Origin of the sequence: Neisseria subflava (assembly GCF_003044645.1) — a bacterium.
Lineage (GTDB): Bacteria > Pseudomonadota > Gammaproteobacteria > Burkholderiales > Neisseriaceae > Neisseria > Neisseria subflava_B.
Genome location: NZ_POXL01000009.1, coordinates 54,996 through 72,015, shown reverse-complemented (window position 1 = coordinate 72,015; position 17,020 = coordinate 54,996). Strand labels below are relative to the sequence as shown.

Genomic DNA, 17,020 nt, shown 5'->3' with positions numbered 1-17,020 from the left:
GAACACAATGAACAATCTTAATCCTTCACTCCCCTGCCCACACTGCCATGCCCCGATCCAAGGCGGATTGGTTAAAGGTTTGGCCGCAGTCAAAGAATGCCCTTCCTGCCATAAAAAAGTCAAATTCAAAAAACCGCCTGTTGGCGAATATTTCAAAGCTTTACTGAAGCCTTTTGCTATTTTTGTAGTAGTTGTCTGCATCGTAGCGGCAATACTGATCAGCCTGTTTGGTACATTTCCCCCATATATCAGTACGGCATTAGTTATAGGCTTTCTCGTCTACTACATTATCCCGATTCAAAACAAACTTTCATCTTTTGAAAAAGACGAATAAACATATACTTTGCCCATCCAACCCGCTTTTCCGGATGGGCAATACTTTATACGGCCCAATAAAAAATAATGAAATCGTCCCCATTTTCTTGTCCTCATTGTTCCAATCCGATTCGGGGTAGTGCATTCAAAGGACTGAAAAGCATTAAAGAGTGCCCGACCTGCCACAAAAAAGTCCGCTATAAGCAGCCGACTGCAAAAGAAATCCGCCAAGCGACATGGAAAAAGAGCGTTATTTTCCTTGCCCTGCTGACCTTATACCTTGCCTTTCTGATTGCACTATTTCGCGCAGATATTCCTTTTGCGTATCTCATCCTCCCTATCATGCTCTATTTGATTGCAGTCTTCCAGCCTGCCATTATCAAGCTTTCTTCATTTGAGAAAGACGAATAGCCTGCTTTCAGACGGCCATCGCCTTCAATAACAAGGTTTGGCCGATACAGATTTTAATCCTGATCCTCGATATTCTGTCCAAGGCTTTTATTACATGAAACGTCCAGTCCCTGTTACCATCGCCGCAGCTCTCTATTTCATCCTAACTGCCCTTGTCTGCTTTACCACTGTTGCTCTTGCGATTTATTCGGGCGATTTACTGATAGAAGTTGCAGCCTTGGCATTCCCTTTCCTGCCTTGGTGGCTGTCTATGCCCCTATACTTCATCCTCCTTTCCTTACCGGTATTTATTGCCGTCGGTCTGCTTTCAGGCAACCGTTCTGCCCGTTGGCTGGCTATTGTGCTGGCGGCCGCTTCGCTAATCATGGCGTATAGCGATATGGCGAGCTATAGTTCTCAACAAATCATTATTCAATCCATTCTCCACCCTGTTTTGCTGCTCCTCATCTTCAATCCGGTATCCAACCGCTATTTCGCCAATGCGGCCTCAAAAACCGAATCCTGAACCATCGGATTTTGACTTCAAAAAACTTAAGGCCGTCTGAAACCCTTGCCCTTACGCAAATCTTTTTCAGACGGCCTAAAATAGAATGGCCTTTTCAGACTGTCTTTTCCTAAGGCAGCCCTTCATACAAGCAATAATGCGTTTCCTTTAGCAGCTTTAAATACCAAACTGTAAGCAAACAAACCCATGAAATCAGTTTTTCCTATTTTCTTTATCCTGCTCAACTTATTCTTCATCCTTTATTTGCCACGCAAACTATCCATATGGGCCCGGTTTGCGCTTTACCTGTCTATCGGAGGGCTGTTTTATTTATGGATGTCCAACAAATCTGCCCTGACCTCCCTATTTGCACACACCCTGTTATTGCAGCCATTCGACGTATTTCATGAGACAATCGGTTTTTCATTATTGGTTACAGTCTTCCTCAATCTGTTTAACTTGCTTGCCGTACCTTCGATTGTCCGTTTCCCCAACTTAATCCTCAAAAATCCCCAACACCACCATCAGTCTGTTCAATGGTATCTTGCCAATACTTCCCTTTTCGAACGCTTTTTCCGCTATTTCTACTCTTTCTGCTGTTGTCTCATATTTTATGGCATATGGCGCGAAGCCTTCCGATAATCAATCTAAAAAATAAAGGGACATCAACAAAATGTCCCTTTGTTTATATTCAGACGGCCTTGAATATCTTCAACACTCAATCCTTCCCTTCTCTCGAAAAATGCTCAATCTCGAATCCACTCTGACGATACGCTCGGAAACGGTCTCGGGCTTCGGCCAAATCTTCTAAGCTGTTGCCCACAATTTCAAGGATACGGTTTGGAATGGCCGGAGCTTGGCTCCAGAAATCGGCAGACAGGTTTAAAACCGTGCAATCCTGCGGAATATTCGGCAATACATTTCCAAACGCAAGCAATACCGGCGTTTCAGACGGCATGGGGTCGGTAGGCAGCCAAACTTCATGCGGAATAAAGCTTTCGGGAATCTGCTGCCATAAATCAACGTCTAGTTGCTGCATGGCCGCAGCAGAATCCGACCACACCAAAATCTGCCCACCATCGCGTATGGCGCGCGCAATCAAGCGGCAGGAAAAGGCGGCCGGCTGGGCGACGTGTGTATAAAAAGTGGCTTTAGGCATGGCGTATTCTTTCGTTTGAGCAATGGATTTGCTGTTTTCAGACGGCCTTTTTGGTTTTCAACAATCTCAAGGCATTGCCCAACACCAGCAGCGAGCTGAAACTCATGCCGAGCGCGGCGATCCACGGGGTAACGTAACCAAACACGGCCAGCGGAACGGCAACCAGATTGTATGCGCTCGCCCAAGTCAGGTTTTGGCGGATGATTTGATGGGTGCGGCGTGCCTGTTTCATCATCACGGGCAAAACGTTCAAATCATCATTGAGCAAAACCACATCCGCACCATCTCGCACCACATCAGCACTCGTGGCCACGGCAGCCGACACATCGGCTTGGGCAAGGACGGGGGCATCGTTGATCCCGTCGCCGATCATCATGACTTTACATCCTTGTTTTTGCAGATTTTCTACATAAGCCAGCTTGTCTTCCGGCGTGGCTTCGGCACGATAGGCATCCAAACCCAGCTCTTGCGCAACTTGGGCTACGGCAGCTTGACGGTCGCCGCTTAAAAGGTGCAGACGGATACCGTGCTGTTTCAGGTTTTGCAACATTTCAGCGGCGCCGTCTTTGATTTGGTCTTCCAGTAAAAAGGCCGTCTGAAAACCGCTTTGATTGCCCAAGAAAATAATGCCGCCTGTGTGGTCGATATGGGCAAATGCTTCGGGAAGATTACCGGCAATTTCCGAGACAAACGCTGCTTTGCCCAAAGCCCAAACTTGGGTTTCGCCATCAAATTCGATTTGCGCGCTGACGCCGTGTCCGATACGGTTAACCCGTTGTTGCACTTTCACATCAAGCGCGGATACAGGGCCGTCTGAAAGCGTATGATTCAAAATGGCACGGGCGATGGGGTGTTCGGATTGCTGTTCCAATGTTTGGGCAATGGCAAGGGCCTGGGCCTCGTTCAGACGGCCTGCAGATAATATACGGCTGACGGAAAGCTGCCCTTTGGTCAGCGTACCGGTTTTATCGAATACGACATCGTCAATTTGGGCAAGCGTTTCCAGGCTTTGTTTTCCGCTGATGAGAATGCCGTCTTTGGCCAGCGCACCGGTAGAAGCAGCCAGCGCGGTCGGCGTGGCAAGCGACAAGGCACACGGACAGGTAATGACCAGCAGGGCAACGGTAATCCATAAGGCTGTGTGCGCGTCGGCATACCAAGCCCAGCCGATAAAAACAGGAATGGCAAGCAAGAGTTCGCCAAACACAAAACTGGACGCGTATTTTTCGGCCAACTCGGCGGCACGCGGTTTTTGCGCCAGCGCACGGTCGAGTAGTTTGACGATATGGGACAGGCGCGTGTTGCCGCCGGTATGGTCGGTGCGGATGATTAAAGGGCTGCTGGTGTTGAGCGTGCCGGCGGTTACTTTTTCAGACTGCCTTTTCACGATGGGAAGGCTTTCGCCGGTCAACATGGCTTCGTTAACTTCGCTCTCGCCGGACAAAACCGTACCGTCCACCGGAATGACTTCGCCGGGTTTCACAACAATCGTATCGCCGATATTGAGGCGGACGACTGCGGCTTCCTCGATGGCTTCGCTTTCTGGATAAGACGGCAAACGGTGGCAGAATGCCGGAACCAGTTTGACCAACCGCTCCGCCGCATCGCCTGCTTTGCGTCGGGCAATCTGTTCCATAAAACGCCCGCCCAACAGGAAAAACAGCAGCATGGCGATGGATTCAAAATACATGCCCTGCCCTGCGTTGGTAGCCAGGCTGTAAATACCGGCGATAAAGGTCATCACAATGGCAATGGCAATCGGCGTATCCATGCCGACACGGCGGTTTTTCCAGTCGCGCCACGCGCCGCGGTAAAACGGCAACGCGCTGTAAAACACAACGGGCAACACCATCAAAAAGCCGCCCCAATGCAGGATTTCCAAATAAAGCGGCTCGATGTCGCCGCCGTAAAAATAAGTCGGCAGGGCAAACATCATCGTCTGCATCATACCCAGTCCGGCCACGGCCAATCTGACGATAAACTGCTTACGCTCCTTCTGCGCCTGCACTTCGATTTTTTGCGCATCATAAGGCGCGGCGGTATAACCGGTTTGGCAGATTTTAAGCAAAATGTCCGACAATTCGATGTGGGCGCTGTCCCACACCACGCGGCAGCGGTGGGTGCTGTAATTCAAATCCACGCGCACTACGCCCTTCATGCGCAACAACTGCTGCTCAATCAGCCACACACATGCGGCGCAGGTAATGCCGCCCAGCATCAACACCGTCTCGCGCTCATCCCCTGCGCCGACCTCGACAAAATCTGCCTGCACTTCGGGCAAATCATAAAGTTTTAATTGCGACAACACTTCCGGTGGCGGCAATTCGGATTTTTCCGCGTCTGCGGTACGCTGTTTGTAATAATTGCCCAAACCTGCATCGATGATACTCTGCGCCACCGCTTGGCAACCGGCGCAGCAGGTTTCGTGTTCTTCGTCTTCAAAACGAACCGTCAGATGCAGATGCTCCGGGACTTCAAGTCCGCAATGGAAACAGTTTTTTTGGGGATGTGTGGAAGATGTCATAATGTGTACGATTTATTTTTCAGACGGCCTGAAACAATCGTTTCAGGGTGTTACATTTTAGCAAAAAGCGTTTTTCCGCCTCATTTCATTTACTTTTGAATTAATAGACTGTCGAATTTTATAAAAAATATGGAAAACAAAGTATTGACCGTTTATCAAATGATGAACGGTAACATATAAATACCGTTTATCCTTAAAAACCTCCAATTATTTTAATGTAAAAATGGAACTTTTTTAAAAACTCCAATACATTTTTTATTGACCTTAATCCATTTAAGCAGCATACTTTAGGCATTCCGCGAAGACGGAAATAAAAAAACACACATTTACTTATAAAACTAACTTATTGGGAAACCTCACCATGATTGATCGCCTTATGCCTATCTTTGCCGTTATCGGCATTTTGTCCAGCACCGTATACCTGAGCCTCGCCGCTTGGATGCTTTACGAAAGCGTGTTCAAAAAGAAAAGCCCTCTGTCGGCATAATCCTCAGATTTAGAATTTTACGGTAAGGCCGTCTGAATATTCAGACGGCCTTGTTTCATTTAAACATCAAGCATTCGGCTGTACGGCCAATTCAATCATTGCTTCGCGCAAACCGTCCAAGCCCAAACTTTCTGCAACGGAAACATTCACACCGACGGCATGCCCGGAATTGTCGCGCAAAATGCCTGCTTCACGCACACCCGACGGCAGCAAATCAATTTTGTTGTACACCACCAATTGCGGAATTTCATGCGCGCCGATTTCTTCCAAGACTTCGTTGACATCGTCCATCTGCCGTTCAAAATCGGGATTGGACGCATCAACGACGTGCAGTAGCACATCCGCCATCGCCGTCTCTTCCAAGGTGGCGGAAAACGCCGACACCAGCTTGTGCGGCAAATCGCGGACGAAGCCGACGGTATCGGTCAAAATCACGCTCGCCTCATGCGACAGGAAAAGCCGGCGCGCAGTGGTATCTAAAGTAGCGAACAATTGGTCTTTCGCCAATACGTCTGCTTTAGTCAAGCGGTTGAACAGGCTGGATTTTCCGGCATTGGTATAGCCGACAATGGCAAAGGTTTTCAGACGGCCGCTCATGCGCGATTTGCGGCGCGTGGCGCGTTGTTTGCGGACATCGGCAAGCTGTTTTTTCAATGCCGTGATTTTTTGTCCGATTAAACGGCGGTCGGTTTCCAGCTGGGTTTCGCCCGGCCCTTTCAAGCCGATGCCGCCCTTCTGACTTTGCAGGTGTCCATAACCGCGTACCAACCGTCCGCTCAAATGGTTCAACTGAGCCAGCTCCACCTGCAACTTACCTTCCTGCGATTGGGCGCGTTTAGCAAAAATCGCCAAAATCAAACCCACTCTGTCGAGTACGCGGCATTGAAGCTCTTTTTCCAGATTACGCTCTTGTGTCGGCGTGAGTTCGTGATTGAACACGACCAGCCCGACATCATGCTGCTTGACCACTGCCGCCAACTCTTCCGCCTTGCCCGTACCGACAAACAAAGCCGGATGCGGTTTATCGCGGCGTGAAGTTTCGATAGAAACCAAATCGCCGCCGGCCGCGCCCACCAATTCTGCCGCTTCGGTCAAGGCCGTCTGAAAGCCGCGCTCGCGCGTTTCGTTTGCGCCGGAATAGTCCGCCGTCAACATCACGCCGACCAAGAGGACGCGTTCGGGCTTTTCCAAAGATTTATCGACGGAAAACAGATTGCGCTTGCTCAAAAAATTTCCTTTCAGACGGCCTTATGGTCGGGGCAAAGTCCTGATTAACGGTTTTTCAAAATATCGGCAAAATATTCGGTCACTTCTGCCAAACGTCCACCCTGCTCGGCATAAGGCTGCATGACGGCTACCAGCTGCTCTAATACTTCGCGCGTTTCGGTTTGCGCATGTTCGCGGTAGAGCCACATATTTTGCATGGTCACTGTGGTCAATACCTCGCGTACATTAAGCAAGAGCAAGTGGCGGCAAGACTCATAGCCTTGGCGCAAATCGCCGGCCGCATAGGCGGTAACCGACAATTCATAATCGATGTCCAACTGATAAACATTGCTTTGGACAAAAAGAATATCGTCTTTTGGGAACGGGATACGTTTCGCCATCAGGCCGATTGCATGGGAAATGCGGTATTTCCCTTCCTGACGCAGCATGGTTTGCGCAAGGTAGAGACACTCGGCACGGCGCGGGTTGTAATCGTAGCCTGCCAACCAAGTTGCCAAGGCTTCATCGCGTTTGCCCATTAATTTGTAGCACTCGCCCAGCTGTTGGTAAGAAACCGTCACTTCCTCTATCCAACCGCCCAACTCGATGCGTTTTTTAAACCATTCGCTCGCACGCTCGGGCATATCAGAATCCCAATAAGAGCGCGCCGCGTAAAAGGCGTAACGCGGTTTCAGGTCTTCATCTTCAGGGCTGTAAAACGCTTTTTCCAAAGAAACCGCGTCAAGCAGGTATTTGTTCGCCATATTGCTGCGTGCGCCGAAACGGCCGCTGAGAACCGTATAGTCGCCATGAAGCGTGGCTTCGCTGGTATCTTGTTTGTCGGTTTCAATAAACTCGTGCAACACGCCGCGCCAGTAGAATGTACCGTCATTGCGCAACAACAGCGGACGGTAATAAACCACGCTGCCCATGGCATTTCTCATGCGGAGGCGGTAACGGTCGGCTGTCAGCTCGGGCAATTCCAATTTGCCTTCAAAGCGGTCGTCCGCATCAAAAATCAACACGTAATCGGTTTTGTCTTTTGCGTGTTTCAACGCTTGATTGCGGTTGTATGCAAAATTTTGCCAACCATCATGATGAATCTCGCCCGCGATGCCCTTTGCATCGAAAAAGCGGCGGATCACGCCGACGGTATCATCGGTCGAGCCGGTGTCGCTGATGACATAGTAGTCAAGTTTGATGTGGTCGGTGATGTTGGCCAGTGTTTCTTCGATGATTGCCGCTTCGTTTTTGACAATCATATTCAAGCAGATGGTTTGGGACATTTTCAATAGCCGCATTGGTTTGGAAAGGTATTATTTTACTTTAGCATTTTGTTTTTTGCACACAAAATACTCAGGCCGTCTGAAGATTGCCTTTCAGACGGCCTGAAGTTTATTTTGCCTTATCTTTTTTCCTGACGGCGTATCAGATACACCGCCAACAGTGCAAACAAAACCGTCGGCAATGCGCCTGCCAAAAACGGCGGCACGCCGTACAACTGGCTGGTAAAGCCGAAGAGCCGTCCGGCAAAGTGAAACAGCAAACCGAGACAGATACCGCCGAAAAGTTTCAAGCCCATATTGCCGTGGCGCGTGGTTTGCGGGGTAAAGGCGAAGGCAACAAGCGCCATCACCCATGCGGCAACGGGATACACCAGCTTGCGCCACCATGCGATGGCATAGACTTGGGTATTTTGGTTGTTTTTTTCCAGATGGTCGATATAGGTAGTCAATTCACCGACAGACATTTGGTCGGGCTTGACGAGCAATACATCCATCAGGTTGCGCTTGACGGAAATCGGCCAGTTTTCTTCGGCGGCAGTAGAAACCTCGACTTTATCTTCGCCCAATATGCTGCGGCGGATATTTTTCAGCTGCCAGCTGCCGTCTGGATTCAAAACGGCAGATTCGGCTTCCGCCGCTTGGGTCAATTCGTTTTTATCGTTGCGCTGCCAAATTTTGATGCCCAAAAGCGTATGGTCGGGCAACATTTCGCGCACGTTGATAATGCTGTTTTTTTCTTTCAGCCAAAGGCCGGTATTGCCGGTACTGATTTTGCCGTTGATCGCAGCGGCTTTAATGTTTTCGGCTTTTTGGCTCAGCGTGGGGGCAACCCATTCGCCAAGAGCGACGGTGGCAATGGCGAAAATCAAACCGAACTGCGACAGAATCAACAGCAGCTTTTTGGTGCTCATGCCGCTGGCTTTGATAACGGTCAGCTCGCTGCCGGAAGCCAGTTGGCTGAGAGAAATCAGGCCGCCGATCAAAACGGCGAGCGGCATCAGTTCATAGGCGCGCGCAGGCATCTGCATTAAAACATACTGCCCCAATTTTGCGCCGTTATAGCTGCCTTTTCCAAGATCGCCGACTTCGTTGATGATTTCAAAAAAGCTGTACAAAGCGAGGAAGGCAAGGAGGGCGTAAACCGCCATAACCGCCATTTGACGGATGATGTAACGTGAAATCAGGTTCATTTTCCGCCTTTCAATGTCAGACTTTTGGCAACCGCCTGCCAAAAGGGTTGGCTAGGCATACTGCGTACGCGCAGCAGGACGACGGCAATCACAAACATGATGATGTGCATAGGCAGCAGTCCGAGCCAAAAATGGATTTTGCCGTCTTCTACAGCATTGCGCAGGAAGGTCAGCCCGTTTTGGTAAACCAAAAACAAACCGATGGCAATCAAGATATTGTAGGTGTGGCCGCTGCGCGGATTGAAATAGGAAAGCGGCACGGCAAGCAGGCACAGCAACAAAACGCTGACGGTCAAGGAAATACGCCACATCAATTCCGCTTGGTGTTGGGGATTGCTGCTGCCAATCAGTTGTGCGGTCGGAATGGTTCGGCGGTGTGAAACAGGGTCGATGAGTTTGGGCGTGGTGCTGATAATCAGGCTGAGGTGTTGGAAAGAAACGCGGTTGTAATCGGCTTTGCCGGGCGTACCGCTGTAACGGTAGCCGTCACGCAATTCAAGCGTACGTTTGTTGTCGGTCAGCGAAAAATTGCCCTCTTTGGCAAAAACGATATTGTCGTTGCCGTTTTTGTCCTGCTCGCGCAGGAACAGGTTTTTCATGATGCCTGATTCGGTATCGAAGGTTTCGACAAAATAAACCCTGCCGTTGCGCTTGCCCAAATTATTGAACTCTCCGGCTTCCACCAAAGATAATTCCTGCTTCTGCTTCAAAATTTCGGCATATTCGCGGCTGCGCAACTCTGCCCACGGCATTACCCAAAGCTGCATGACGGCAATCAGGATGGCAAACGGCACGGCAAACTGCATGACCGGGCGTATCCATTGTTTCAATGCCAATCCGCAGGAAAGCCAAACCGACATCTCGCTGTCGCGCCAGTAGCGGGTCAATACGGTCAACGTACTGATAAATGCGGTCAACACCAGCAAAAGCGGTGTCATGCCGATTACCCAGAAGCCGACTAAGGCCAACACGGCATCGATGGCGACACGCCCGTCGGCTGCGCGGCCAAGCAGGTTGATGGCCTGCGTGGACACCAATACCGCCAAGAGGACGACAAAGATGCCGACGGCGGTAAAGGAAAGTTCTTTAATAAAGTTTCTTTGGTAAATCATAAGATTGAGCGTGGTATACGGTTTATGGGAAACCTATATTTATTAATAAGGCTTCAGACGGCATGACACAAATGGAGTACAATGATTTTCATCTGTTCGGACGGTTGGTCACAAGCCGTCTGAACAACCGACAACCGTTCCAATCAGGAGAATAAACGTGAAATTTAGCACAAAAGCCGAAACTTTGCAGGCTCAACAGACAGGTGCGCAATTATTTGTCTGCGCCGAAGCATCGCAACTGAGCAACCCGACTGCTCTCGCCCTCTTCGCCTCCCTTGAAGAAGGTCAAAATTTCGCCGACACCAAAATCCCGACGGACAACGGTTTGCAAGCCATTGCCGTTGCCCGCCTCGAAAAAACCGACCGCACTGCGCTAAACAAAGCCGCAGCCGAAGCCGCCAAATGGGCGCAAAATCAAGAAACGGTCAATGTGGACGTTCATGCCTTTGAAGAAGCGCAAGCAGCAGCTGTTGCCGAAGCGTTTGCGATTGCGTTCGGCAATGCCGCCTACCGTTTTGACCGCTACAAAAAAGAAGCCAAACCGGCCAAATTTGTAGAAGCCGTGTTCCACAGCGCACACGAAGCCGCCGTCAAAGAAGCCCTGCGCGTTGCCGAAGCGCAAGTTTACGGACAAAGCCTCTGCCGCGACTTGGGCAATGCCGCACCAAACGAATGCACGCCTGAATTCCTCGCGCGTACCGCCAAAGCCGAAGCCGAAAAATTGGGCGCACACGCTAAAATCATCGAAAAAGACTACATCAAAGAAAACATGGGTTCGTTCTGGTCTGTCGCCAAAGGCAGCGTCGAAGATCCATATTTGGTCGAACTGAGCTATTTTGGTGCGGCCGACAAAGAAGCCGCGCCTGTGGTATTGGTCGGCAAAGGCATTACCTTCGACACCGGCGGCATTTCCCTCAAACCCGGCCTGAACATGGACGAAATGAAGTTCGACATGTGCGGCGCGGCAACCGTCATCAGTACCTTCTGCGCCGCCGTCAAACTGCAACTGCCGATCAACCTCATCGCCGTCGTCGCCACTTGTGAAAACATGCCTTCCGGCGCGGCCAACAAACCGGGCGACGTCGTGAAAAGCATGAAAGGCTTGACCATCGAAGTGTTGAACACCGATGCCGAAGGCCGTCTGATTTTGTGTGACGCGCTCACTTACGCCGAACAATTCAAACCCAAAGCCGTTATCGACGTTGCCACTCTGACCGGCGCGTGCATCATCGCCTTGGGTCATGACGTCAGCGGCGTGATGGGCAACAATCAAGATTTGGTCGACAGCCTGCTGGCCGCTTCCCGCAACGTGGACGACAAAGCATGGCAACTGCCGCTCTTTGAGACCTACAAAGACCAACTCAAATCCAACTTTGCCGACATTCCAAACATCGGCACGCCGGGTGCAGGCACGATTACCGCCGCAACATTCCTGTCTTACTTTACCGAAGACTATCCATGGGCACACCTTGATATCGCAGGTACTGCATGGAAATCCGGCGGTGAAAAAGGCGCGACCGGCCGTCCTGTTCCTTTATTGTTGAACTATTTGCGCAATGTGAAATAAATCTTGGGGGGAAGCCTGCGGGGTTACACATTTCAACCCCGCAGGCCGTCTGAAAACGGAATCCGCATTATCTGACTCAACCTGACAAACGGAGAACCACCATGAAACCACTATTTGCCGCATTATCTGTCGCCCTTCTGCTCGGCACATCCATAAGCGCTCAAGCTGCCGAACAAACCACCCCCACCAACCGCAGCATCCAAGTGTACAAAAAAGCCGACTTAGCTGAATGGAACCGCGAAAACGCAGCCGGAGGCCAAGGCCCGCTGCTCGGCAGCTTTGCCTTCACGCGCCATCAAACCGCCGACCAAGACGCATTCAAAGAAATCGGCTGGCTCACATTACCGCCGGGTGCTTCCATCGGTCAGCACAAACATACCGGCAATGAAGACATTTACATCATCGTATCCGGCAAAGGCCTGTTTACCGATAGCGAAGGCAAACAAACCGAAGTCGGCGCCGGCGACATTACCATCGCCCGCCCCGGCTAGTCCCATGCTCTCAAAAATATCGGCAAAAAGCCTTTGGTATTCCTTGATCTGATTGCAGAGACCGCTGGTGCTAAAACTGCCGAAACCAAGTAATACTTTCAATGAAAGCAAACAATCTGCCATGACTTTCTGCCTTACCCAAACCAGGCAGCAGAGAGATTGTTCCGTTTTCATTTAAACCTGCATACAAGCTAAAGGCCGTCTGAAAACCACGCTTCGTTTTCAGACGGCCTTTTTTCTCAAAAATCTTATCATATAAACAATGAAATGTTATATAATAACAGCCTTTCGAAATATGATGAGAAACTAAAATGACACAAACCACACTCAAACCCATTGTTTTATCTATTCTTTTAATCAGCACCCCCATCCTCTCCCAAGCGCATGAAACCGAGCAGTCTGTTGACTTGGAAGAGGTTACAGTCGTCGGTAAAAGCCGTCCGCGCGCCACATCGGGGCTGTTGCACACTTCGACTGCCTCCGACAAAATCATCTCCGGCGATACCTTGCGCCAAAAAGCCGTCAACTTGGGCGATGCTTTAGACGGCGTACCGGGCATTCATGCCTCGCAATACGGCGGCGGCGCGTCCGCCCCCGTCATTCGCGGCCAAACAGGCAGACGGATTAAAGTGTTGAACCATCACGGCGAAACCGGCGACATGGCGGATTTCTCGCCCGACCATGCCTTGATGGTGGACAGTGCCTTGTCGCAACAGGTCGAAATCCTGCGCGGCCCGGTTACGCTCTTGTACAGCTCGGGCAATGTAGCCGGTTTGGTCGATGTTGCCGATGGCAAAATTCCCGAAAAGATGCCTGAAAACGGCGTATCGAGCGAAGCCGGATTGCGTTTGAGCAGCGGCAATTTGGAAAAACTGACATCCGCAGGCATCAATATCGGTTTGGGCAACAACTTCGTGCTGCATACCGAAGGCTTGTACCGCAAATCGGGCGATTACGCCGTACCGCGCTATCAAAAAGAAGAAGGCCGTCTGAAACGACTGCCCGACAGCCATGCCGATTCAAAAACAGGCAGCATCGGCCTGTCTTGGGTTGGGGATAAAGGGTTCCTCGGCGTGGCGTACAGCGACCGTCGCGACCGCTACGGCCTGCCTGCCCACAGCCATCTCTACGACGACTGCCACGCCGACATCATCTGGCAGAAAAGTTTGATTAACAAACGCTATTTGCAGCTTTATCCGCACCTTCTGACCGAAGAAGACGTCGATTACGACAATCCGGGCTTGAGCTGCGGCTTCCACGACGACGATAATGCACACGCCCATGCCCACAACGGCAAACCTTGGATAGACCTGCGCAACAAACGCTACGAACTCCGCGCCGAATGGAAGCAGCCATTACCCGGTTTTGAAGCCCTGCGCGTACACCTGAACCGCAATGACTACCACCACGACGAAAAAGCAGGCGATGCAGTAGAAAACTTCTTTAACAACAAAACACACAACGCCCGCATCGAGTTGCGCCACCAACCCATAGGCCGTCTGAAAGGCAGCTGGGGCGTGCAATATTTGGGACAAAAATCCAGCGCGCTTTCCGCCATTCCCGAAACCGTCCAACAACCGATGCTGATTGACAATAATGTCCGCCATTACAGCTTTTTCGGTGTAGAACAGGCAAACTGGGACAACTTCACGCTTGAAGGCGGCGTACGCGTGGAAAAACAAAAAGCCTCCATCCAGTACGACAAAGCATTGATTGATCGAGAAAACTACTACAACCAACCTCTACCCGACCTCGGTGCGCACCGCCAAACCGCCCGCTCGTTCGCACTTTCGGGCAACTGGTATTTCACGCCACACCACAAACTCAGCCTGACCGCATCCCATCAGGAACGCCTGCCGTCAACGCAAGAGCTATACGCACACGGCAAACACGTCGCCACCAACACCTTTGAAGTCGGCAACAAACACCTCAACAAAGAGCGTTCCAACAATATCGAACTCGCGCTGGGCTATGAAGGCGACCGCTGGCAATACAATCTGGCACTCTATCGCAACCGCTTCGGCAACTACATTTACGCCCAAACCTTAAACGACGGACGCGGCCCCAAATCCATCGAAGACGACAGCGAAATGAAGCTCGTGCGCTACAACCAATCCGGCGCGGACTTCTACGGCGCAGAAGGCGAAATCTACTTCAAACCGACACCGCGCTACCGCATCGGCGTTTCCGGCGACTATGTTCGAGGCCGTCTAAAAAACCTGCCGTCCCTACCCGGCAGGGAAGATGCCTACGGCAACCGTCCTTTCATCGCACAAGACGACCAAAACGCACCTCGCGTTCCGGCTGCACGCCTTGGCGTTCACCTGAAAGCCTCGCTGACCGACCGCATCGATGCCAATTTGGACTACTACCGCGTGTTCGCCCAAAACAAACTCGCCCGCTACGAAACACGCACACCTGGACACCATATGCTCAACCTCGGCGCAAACTACCGCCGCAATACGCGCTATGGCGAGTGGAATTGGTACGTCAAAGCCGACAACCTGCTCAACCAATCCGTTTACGCCCACAGCAGCTTCCTCTCTGATACGCCGCAAATGGGCCGCAGCTTTACCGGTGGCGTAAATGTGAAGTTTTAAAATCGGATAGGCAAACAAAAAAGGTTTTCAGACGGCCGTCTGAAAACCTTTTTTTTTGTTTTAACCAATCATTTAAAACTGACTATTAATCTTTCAATACATCTTGCACAGCCGCTTGAATTTTAGCCGCCGCTGCTTCGATTTGCTGCTGTTCGGTAGATTGGCTTGCCACTGTTTTAGCCGGAGCAGCTTGAGAAGCCGGAGTTGCTTGTGAAACTGGCGCGGCTTGTGGAGCTGCGGCTTTAGGCTCAGATTCAGTTTGCGGCGCAGTCAGTGGTAAACGCGCCAATACAGTGCTGACGCCGGTAACTTTATCGCCAATCGCCACTTGCGCCTGCGCATCGACAGGCAGATACATATCCACGCGCGAACCAAAGCGGATAAAGCCATAGCGTTCGCCACGAGACAGTTTCGCACCTGCTTGGGTGTAGCACAAAATACGGCGCGCCACCAAACCGGCCACTTGAACAAAAGTAATTTCACGACCTGAAGCCGTAGTCGCCAAAACCGCATTACGTTCATTTTCCGTGCTGGCTTTGTCCAAATCCGCATTCACGAATTTACCTTTGTTATAGACCACTTTCGTTACCGTACAATCGGCAGGCGATTTTTGCGAATGCACGTTGAACACGTTCATAAAAATACTGATTTTCAAAGCATCGACATCACGATACGGATCGCGTGCGCGCTCGACCACCACGATACGGCCGTCAACCGGGCTCAACACTGCTTCAGGATTTTGCGGAATCTCACGCGCAGGGTCGCGGAAAAACTGCAAAGCAAATACGGTAAACACCCAAAACGGCAAAGACCACCAGCCGCAACACATCGACACCAGCAGGCTCAAAGCCAAACCGCCGCCGATAATCGGCCAGCCCTCACGGGCGATAATCGGGTGGGGATACAAACGGTTCATCACTTATCCTTCATTTAATAATTTCAAAATTGCCGCCATTATATCTGAAACTCCAAACATTGAGGCCGTCTGAAATGTTCAGACGGCCGGTGTCTTTTGTAAAAAATACTCAATATAGATAAAGTTTCAGTTTCGGCAACACAATAACGCAGCGTCCTCAACAAGCGGCTCACACGCTCCAACAACTCGCTGCAAATATCATTTAGACCAAATCTCCGCCCTCGATTATCTCGACAAGCCCAGTATGACCGCCAACACTAGCCAGATCCAATGCCGACGGCGTGATGTAGAGAACAAAGAGCGTTGAGACAGCAAACGCGTTTGGCTCAACTGATACGCCACATCGGCCAACATTACCAAGCGATTAGTCTGCCGAGCATTACCTTCTTCCGCTTTACGCAGTTTCAAATTTTCCGCTTCAATCCGCAGCCGCACCAGCTTAGCTTCTAAAAGCAGCAGCTCGCGCGCTTCTTCATACTCCTGTTGCTTCATCGTCCGCATCCTTATCTATCTCACCGCGCAAATACGCAATATCCGATCGAATATCCTGCAAGGTCTCAGCCACACGGCTGCCCTGCTCCCGATAATCTGCCGATACTGTTTAAAATGATACAGTATAATCAACAGCTTCATAAAAAATACCTAAAAATATCCTCAAAGCCACCAGATTTGACAACGCTATCTCAATATTATCTCTTTTCAGGAAAATATAAGGCTTAAACAAAAGAAGATGTAACTGTCCTAAAAAGTTAAAAATTTAAGAGTCTTTTTCCAATAATAAATAACAACTCGAGATCTTCTGCTACCATAATACTCAACGGAGGGAACTAGCAATGAATAATACTAAATTAGTGATTCCAAATTGTAATGAGTTTATATCTATTTATGGATTTGATTGCGAAATAGACGATGTTATTCAGACTGTTAAGTTTGTTAACGGTGATGAACGAGTTACTTTGAGCTTTGATCTGACAGTAAATTCTGTCCGACTCTTGTTTTACAGAAAAGATTATATTGTCATTGATCTTTATCTAGAAAATCTGTCGGAGCTATATGTGGATGAAAATGGTAATTACCTATCATTTAAATTTTCTAACAGTCTTCATATCCTGATAAAACTCTATCCCCAAATTAATATTACTGGAACTACCCTGCTATAGATAACCAGAACAAATCTTTCTTTACTGATTATTTGAGGACAACCCCTTATCATTAGAGAGCAAATGCCTAATCAAGGTTTCAAGAGTATCTTAAAAGCTACGAAAATATTTT

Annotated in this window: 16 protein-coding genes and 1 pseudogene; 9 read left to right on the top strand and 8 right to left on the bottom strand. The window is 50.0% G+C overall.

Annotated elements, in window-relative coordinates; all coding sequences use genetic code 11:
- Positions 1 to 7: 7 nt before the first annotated feature.
- The 4 genes from DBY97_RS10210 (at position 8) to DBY97_RS10195 (ending at position 1,852) form a co-directional block, all read left to right on the top strand.
- Positions 8 to 334 carry a purine permease gene (locus DBY97_RS10210; protein WP_223168895.1) on the top strand — a complete coding sequence of 109 codons (327 nt, stop codon included), beginning with the start codon at positions 8 to 10 and terminating at the stop codon, positions 332 to 334.
- A gap of 68 nt (positions 335 to 402) precedes the next feature.
- Positions 403 to 726 carry a dimethyl sulfoxide reductase gene (locus DBY97_RS10205; protein ID WP_107858250.1) on the top strand — a complete coding sequence of 108 codons (324 nt, stop codon included), beginning with the start codon at positions 403 to 405 and terminating at the stop codon, positions 724 to 726.
- Between the two features lie 94 nt (positions 727 to 820).
- On the top strand, positions 821 to 1,231 hold the full coding sequence (locus tag DBY97_RS10200; protein WP_107858249.1) for a hypothetical protein: 411 nt from the start codon (positions 821 to 823) through the stop codon (positions 1,229 to 1,231).
- Positions 1,232 to 1,417: 186 nt separating this feature from the next.
- On the top strand, positions 1,418 to 1,852 hold the full coding sequence (locus tag DBY97_RS10195) for a hypothetical protein (RefSeq protein ID WP_107858248.1): 435 nt from the start codon (positions 1,418 to 1,420) through the stop codon (positions 1,850 to 1,852).
- Positions 1,853 to 1,928: 76 nt separating this feature from the next.
- On the opposite strand, the gene DBY97_RS10190 is transcribed toward DBY97_RS10195, so the two are convergent.
- Both DBY97_RS10190 and DBY97_RS10185 read right to left on the bottom strand, forming a co-directional pair.
- Entirely contained in the window at positions 1,929 to 2,369 is a 441-nt protein-coding gene (locus DBY97_RS10190; RefSeq protein ID WP_107858247.1) for a DNA polymerase III subunit chi, read from the bottom strand.
- A 37-nt stretch (positions 2,370 to 2,406) separates the two neighbouring features.
- The gene (locus DBY97_RS10185; RefSeq protein WP_107858246.1) at positions 2,407 to 4,893 is read right to left on the bottom strand and encodes a heavy metal translocating P-type ATPase; all 2,487 of its coding nucleotides are present in this window, start codon (positions 4,891 to 4,893) and stop codon (positions 2,407 to 2,409) included.
- Between the two features lie 361 nt (positions 4,894 to 5,254).
- On the opposite strand from DBY97_RS10185, the gene DBY97_RS11605 reads away from it, so the two are divergent.
- Complete coding sequence (locus DBY97_RS11605) at positions 5,255 to 5,380, top strand: hypothetical protein (RefSeq protein WP_003678791.1); 126 nt, start codon at positions 5,255 to 5,257, stop codon at positions 5,378 to 5,380.
- Positions 5,381 to 5,446: 66 nt separating this feature from the next.
- Here DBY97_RS11605 and hflX read toward each other — a convergent pair whose 3' ends face one another.
- The 4 genes from hflX to lptF form a co-directional block, all read right to left on the bottom strand.
- Positions 5,447 to 6,607: a GTPase HflX gene (gene hflX, locus DBY97_RS10180; protein ID WP_107858245.1), complete on the bottom strand. Its 1,161-nt coding sequence runs from the start codon at positions 6,605 to 6,607 to the stop codon at positions 5,447 to 5,449.
- Between the two features lie 44 nt (positions 6,608 to 6,651).
- Complete coding sequence (locus DBY97_RS10175) at positions 6,652 to 7,872, bottom strand: glycosyltransferase (RefSeq protein WP_234394554.1); 1,221 nt, start codon at positions 7,870 to 7,872, stop codon at positions 6,652 to 6,654.
- A 119-nt stretch (positions 7,873 to 7,991) separates the two neighbouring features.
- Positions 7,992 to 9,062, bottom strand: a complete 1,071-nt coding sequence (gene lptG, locus DBY97_RS10170; protein WP_003745632.1) for an LPS export ABC transporter permease LptG — start codon at positions 9,060 to 9,062, stop codon at positions 7,992 to 7,994.
- Positions 9,059 to 10,174 (bottom strand): LPS export ABC transporter permease LptF, encoded by a 1,116-nt coding sequence (lptF, locus tag DBY97_RS10165; protein WP_003686055.1) that lies wholly within the window; start codon positions 10,172 to 10,174, stop codon positions 9,059 to 9,061. The genes lptG and lptF overlap by 4 nt, the downstream gene beginning before the upstream one ends.
- Positions 10,175 to 10,331: 157 nt before the next feature.
- Here lptF and DBY97_RS10160 point away from each other — a divergent pair, with 157 nt between their 5' ends.
- From DBY97_RS10160 to znuD, 3 genes and pseudogenes are all read left to right on the top strand, one after another.
- Positions 10,332 to 11,741: a leucyl aminopeptidase gene (locus DBY97_RS10160; RefSeq protein WP_107858244.1), complete on the top strand. Its 1,410-nt coding sequence runs from the start codon at positions 10,332 to 10,334 to the stop codon at positions 11,739 to 11,741.
- Between the two features lie 101 nt (positions 11,742 to 11,842).
- Positions 11,843 to 12,325, top strand: a pseudogene (locus DBY97_RS10155) (cupin domain-containing protein).
- A gap of 218 nt (positions 12,326 to 12,543) precedes the next feature.
- Positions 12,544 to 14,832 (top strand): TonB-dependent zinc receptor ZnuD, encoded by a 2,289-nt coding sequence (gene znuD / locus DBY97_RS10150; RefSeq protein WP_107858243.1) that lies wholly within the window; start codon positions 12,544 to 12,546, stop codon positions 14,830 to 14,832.
- An 85-nt stretch (positions 14,833 to 14,917) separates the two neighbouring features.
- On the opposite strand, the gene DBY97_RS10145 is transcribed toward znuD, so the two are convergent.
- Positions 14,918 to 15,748 (bottom strand): phosphatidylserine decarboxylase, encoded by an 831-nt coding sequence (locus DBY97_RS10145; RefSeq protein WP_107858242.1) that lies wholly within the window; start codon positions 15,746 to 15,748, stop codon positions 14,918 to 14,920.
- Positions 15,749 to 15,973: 225 nt separating this feature from the next.
- The gene (locus DBY97_RS10140; protein ID WP_039861953.1) at positions 15,974 to 16,240 is read right to left on the bottom strand and encodes a hypothetical protein; all 267 of its coding nucleotides are present in this window, start codon (positions 16,238 to 16,240) and stop codon (positions 15,974 to 15,976) included.
- Positions 16,241 to 16,581: 341 nt separating this feature from the next.
- Here DBY97_RS10140 and DBY97_RS10130 point away from each other — a divergent pair, with 341 nt between their 5' ends.
- Positions 16,582 to 16,908, top strand: coding sequence for a hypothetical protein (locus tag DBY97_RS10130; RefSeq protein WP_107858241.1), 327 nt, complete (start codon positions 16,582 to 16,584; stop codon positions 16,906 to 16,908).
- Positions 16,909 to 17,020: the final 112 nt, after the last annotated feature.

What these genes read in the sequence shown, in the direction of transcription:
- DBY97_RS10200 (WP_107858249.1), top strand. Translation starts at nt 821, where the DNA reads ATGAAACGTCCAGTCCCTGTTACCATCGCCGCAGCTCTCTATTTCATC.
- DBY97_RS10145 (WP_107858242.1), bottom strand. Translation starts at nt 15,748, where the DNA reads ATGAACCGTTTGTATCCCCACCCGATTATCGCCCGTGAGGGCTGGCCG.
- DBY97_RS10175 (WP_234394554.1), bottom strand. Translation starts at nt 7,872, where the DNA reads ATGTCCCAAACCATCTGCTTGAATATGATTGTCAAAAACGAAGCGGCA.
- DBY97_RS10190 (WP_107858247.1), bottom strand. Translation starts at nt 2,369, where the DNA reads ATGCCTAAAGCCACTTTTTATACACACGTCGCCCAGCCGGCCGCCTTT.
- lptF (WP_003686055.1), bottom strand. Translation starts at nt 10,174, where the DNA reads ATGATTTACCAAAGAAACTTTATTAAAGAACTTTCCTTTACCGCCGTC.
- DBY97_RS10140 (WP_039861953.1), bottom strand. Translation starts at nt 16,240, where the DNA reads ATGAAGCAACAGGAGTATGAAGAAGCGCGCGAGCTGCTGCTTTTAGAA.
- DBY97_RS10205 (WP_107858250.1), top strand. Translation starts at nt 403, where the DNA reads ATGAAATCGTCCCCATTTTCTTGTCCTCATTGTTCCAATCCGATTCGG.
- DBY97_RS10185 (WP_107858246.1), bottom strand. Translation starts at nt 4,893, where the DNA reads ATGACATCTTCCACACATCCCCAAAAAAACTGTTTCCATTGCGGACTT.
- znuD (WP_107858243.1), top strand. Translation starts at nt 12,544, where the DNA reads ATGACACAAACCACACTCAAACCCATTGTTTTATCTATTCTTTTAATC.
- DBY97_RS10130 (WP_107858241.1), top strand. Translation starts at nt 16,582, where the DNA reads ATGAATAATACTAAATTAGTGATTCCAAATTGTAATGAGTTTATATCT.
- DBY97_RS11605 (WP_003678791.1), top strand. Translation starts at nt 5,255, where the DNA reads ATGATTGATCGCCTTATGCCTATCTTTGCCGTTATCGGCATTTTGTCC.
- DBY97_RS10210 (WP_223168895.1), top strand. Translation starts at nt 8, where the DNA reads ATGAACAATCTTAATCCTTCACTCCCCTGCCCACACTGCCATGCCCCG.
- DBY97_RS10195 (WP_107858248.1), top strand. Translation starts at nt 1,418, where the DNA reads ATGAAATCAGTTTTTCCTATTTTCTTTATCCTGCTCAACTTATTCTTC.
- lptG (WP_003745632.1), bottom strand. Translation starts at nt 9,062, where the DNA reads ATGAACCTGATTTCACGTTACATCATCCGTCAAATGGCGGTTATGGCG.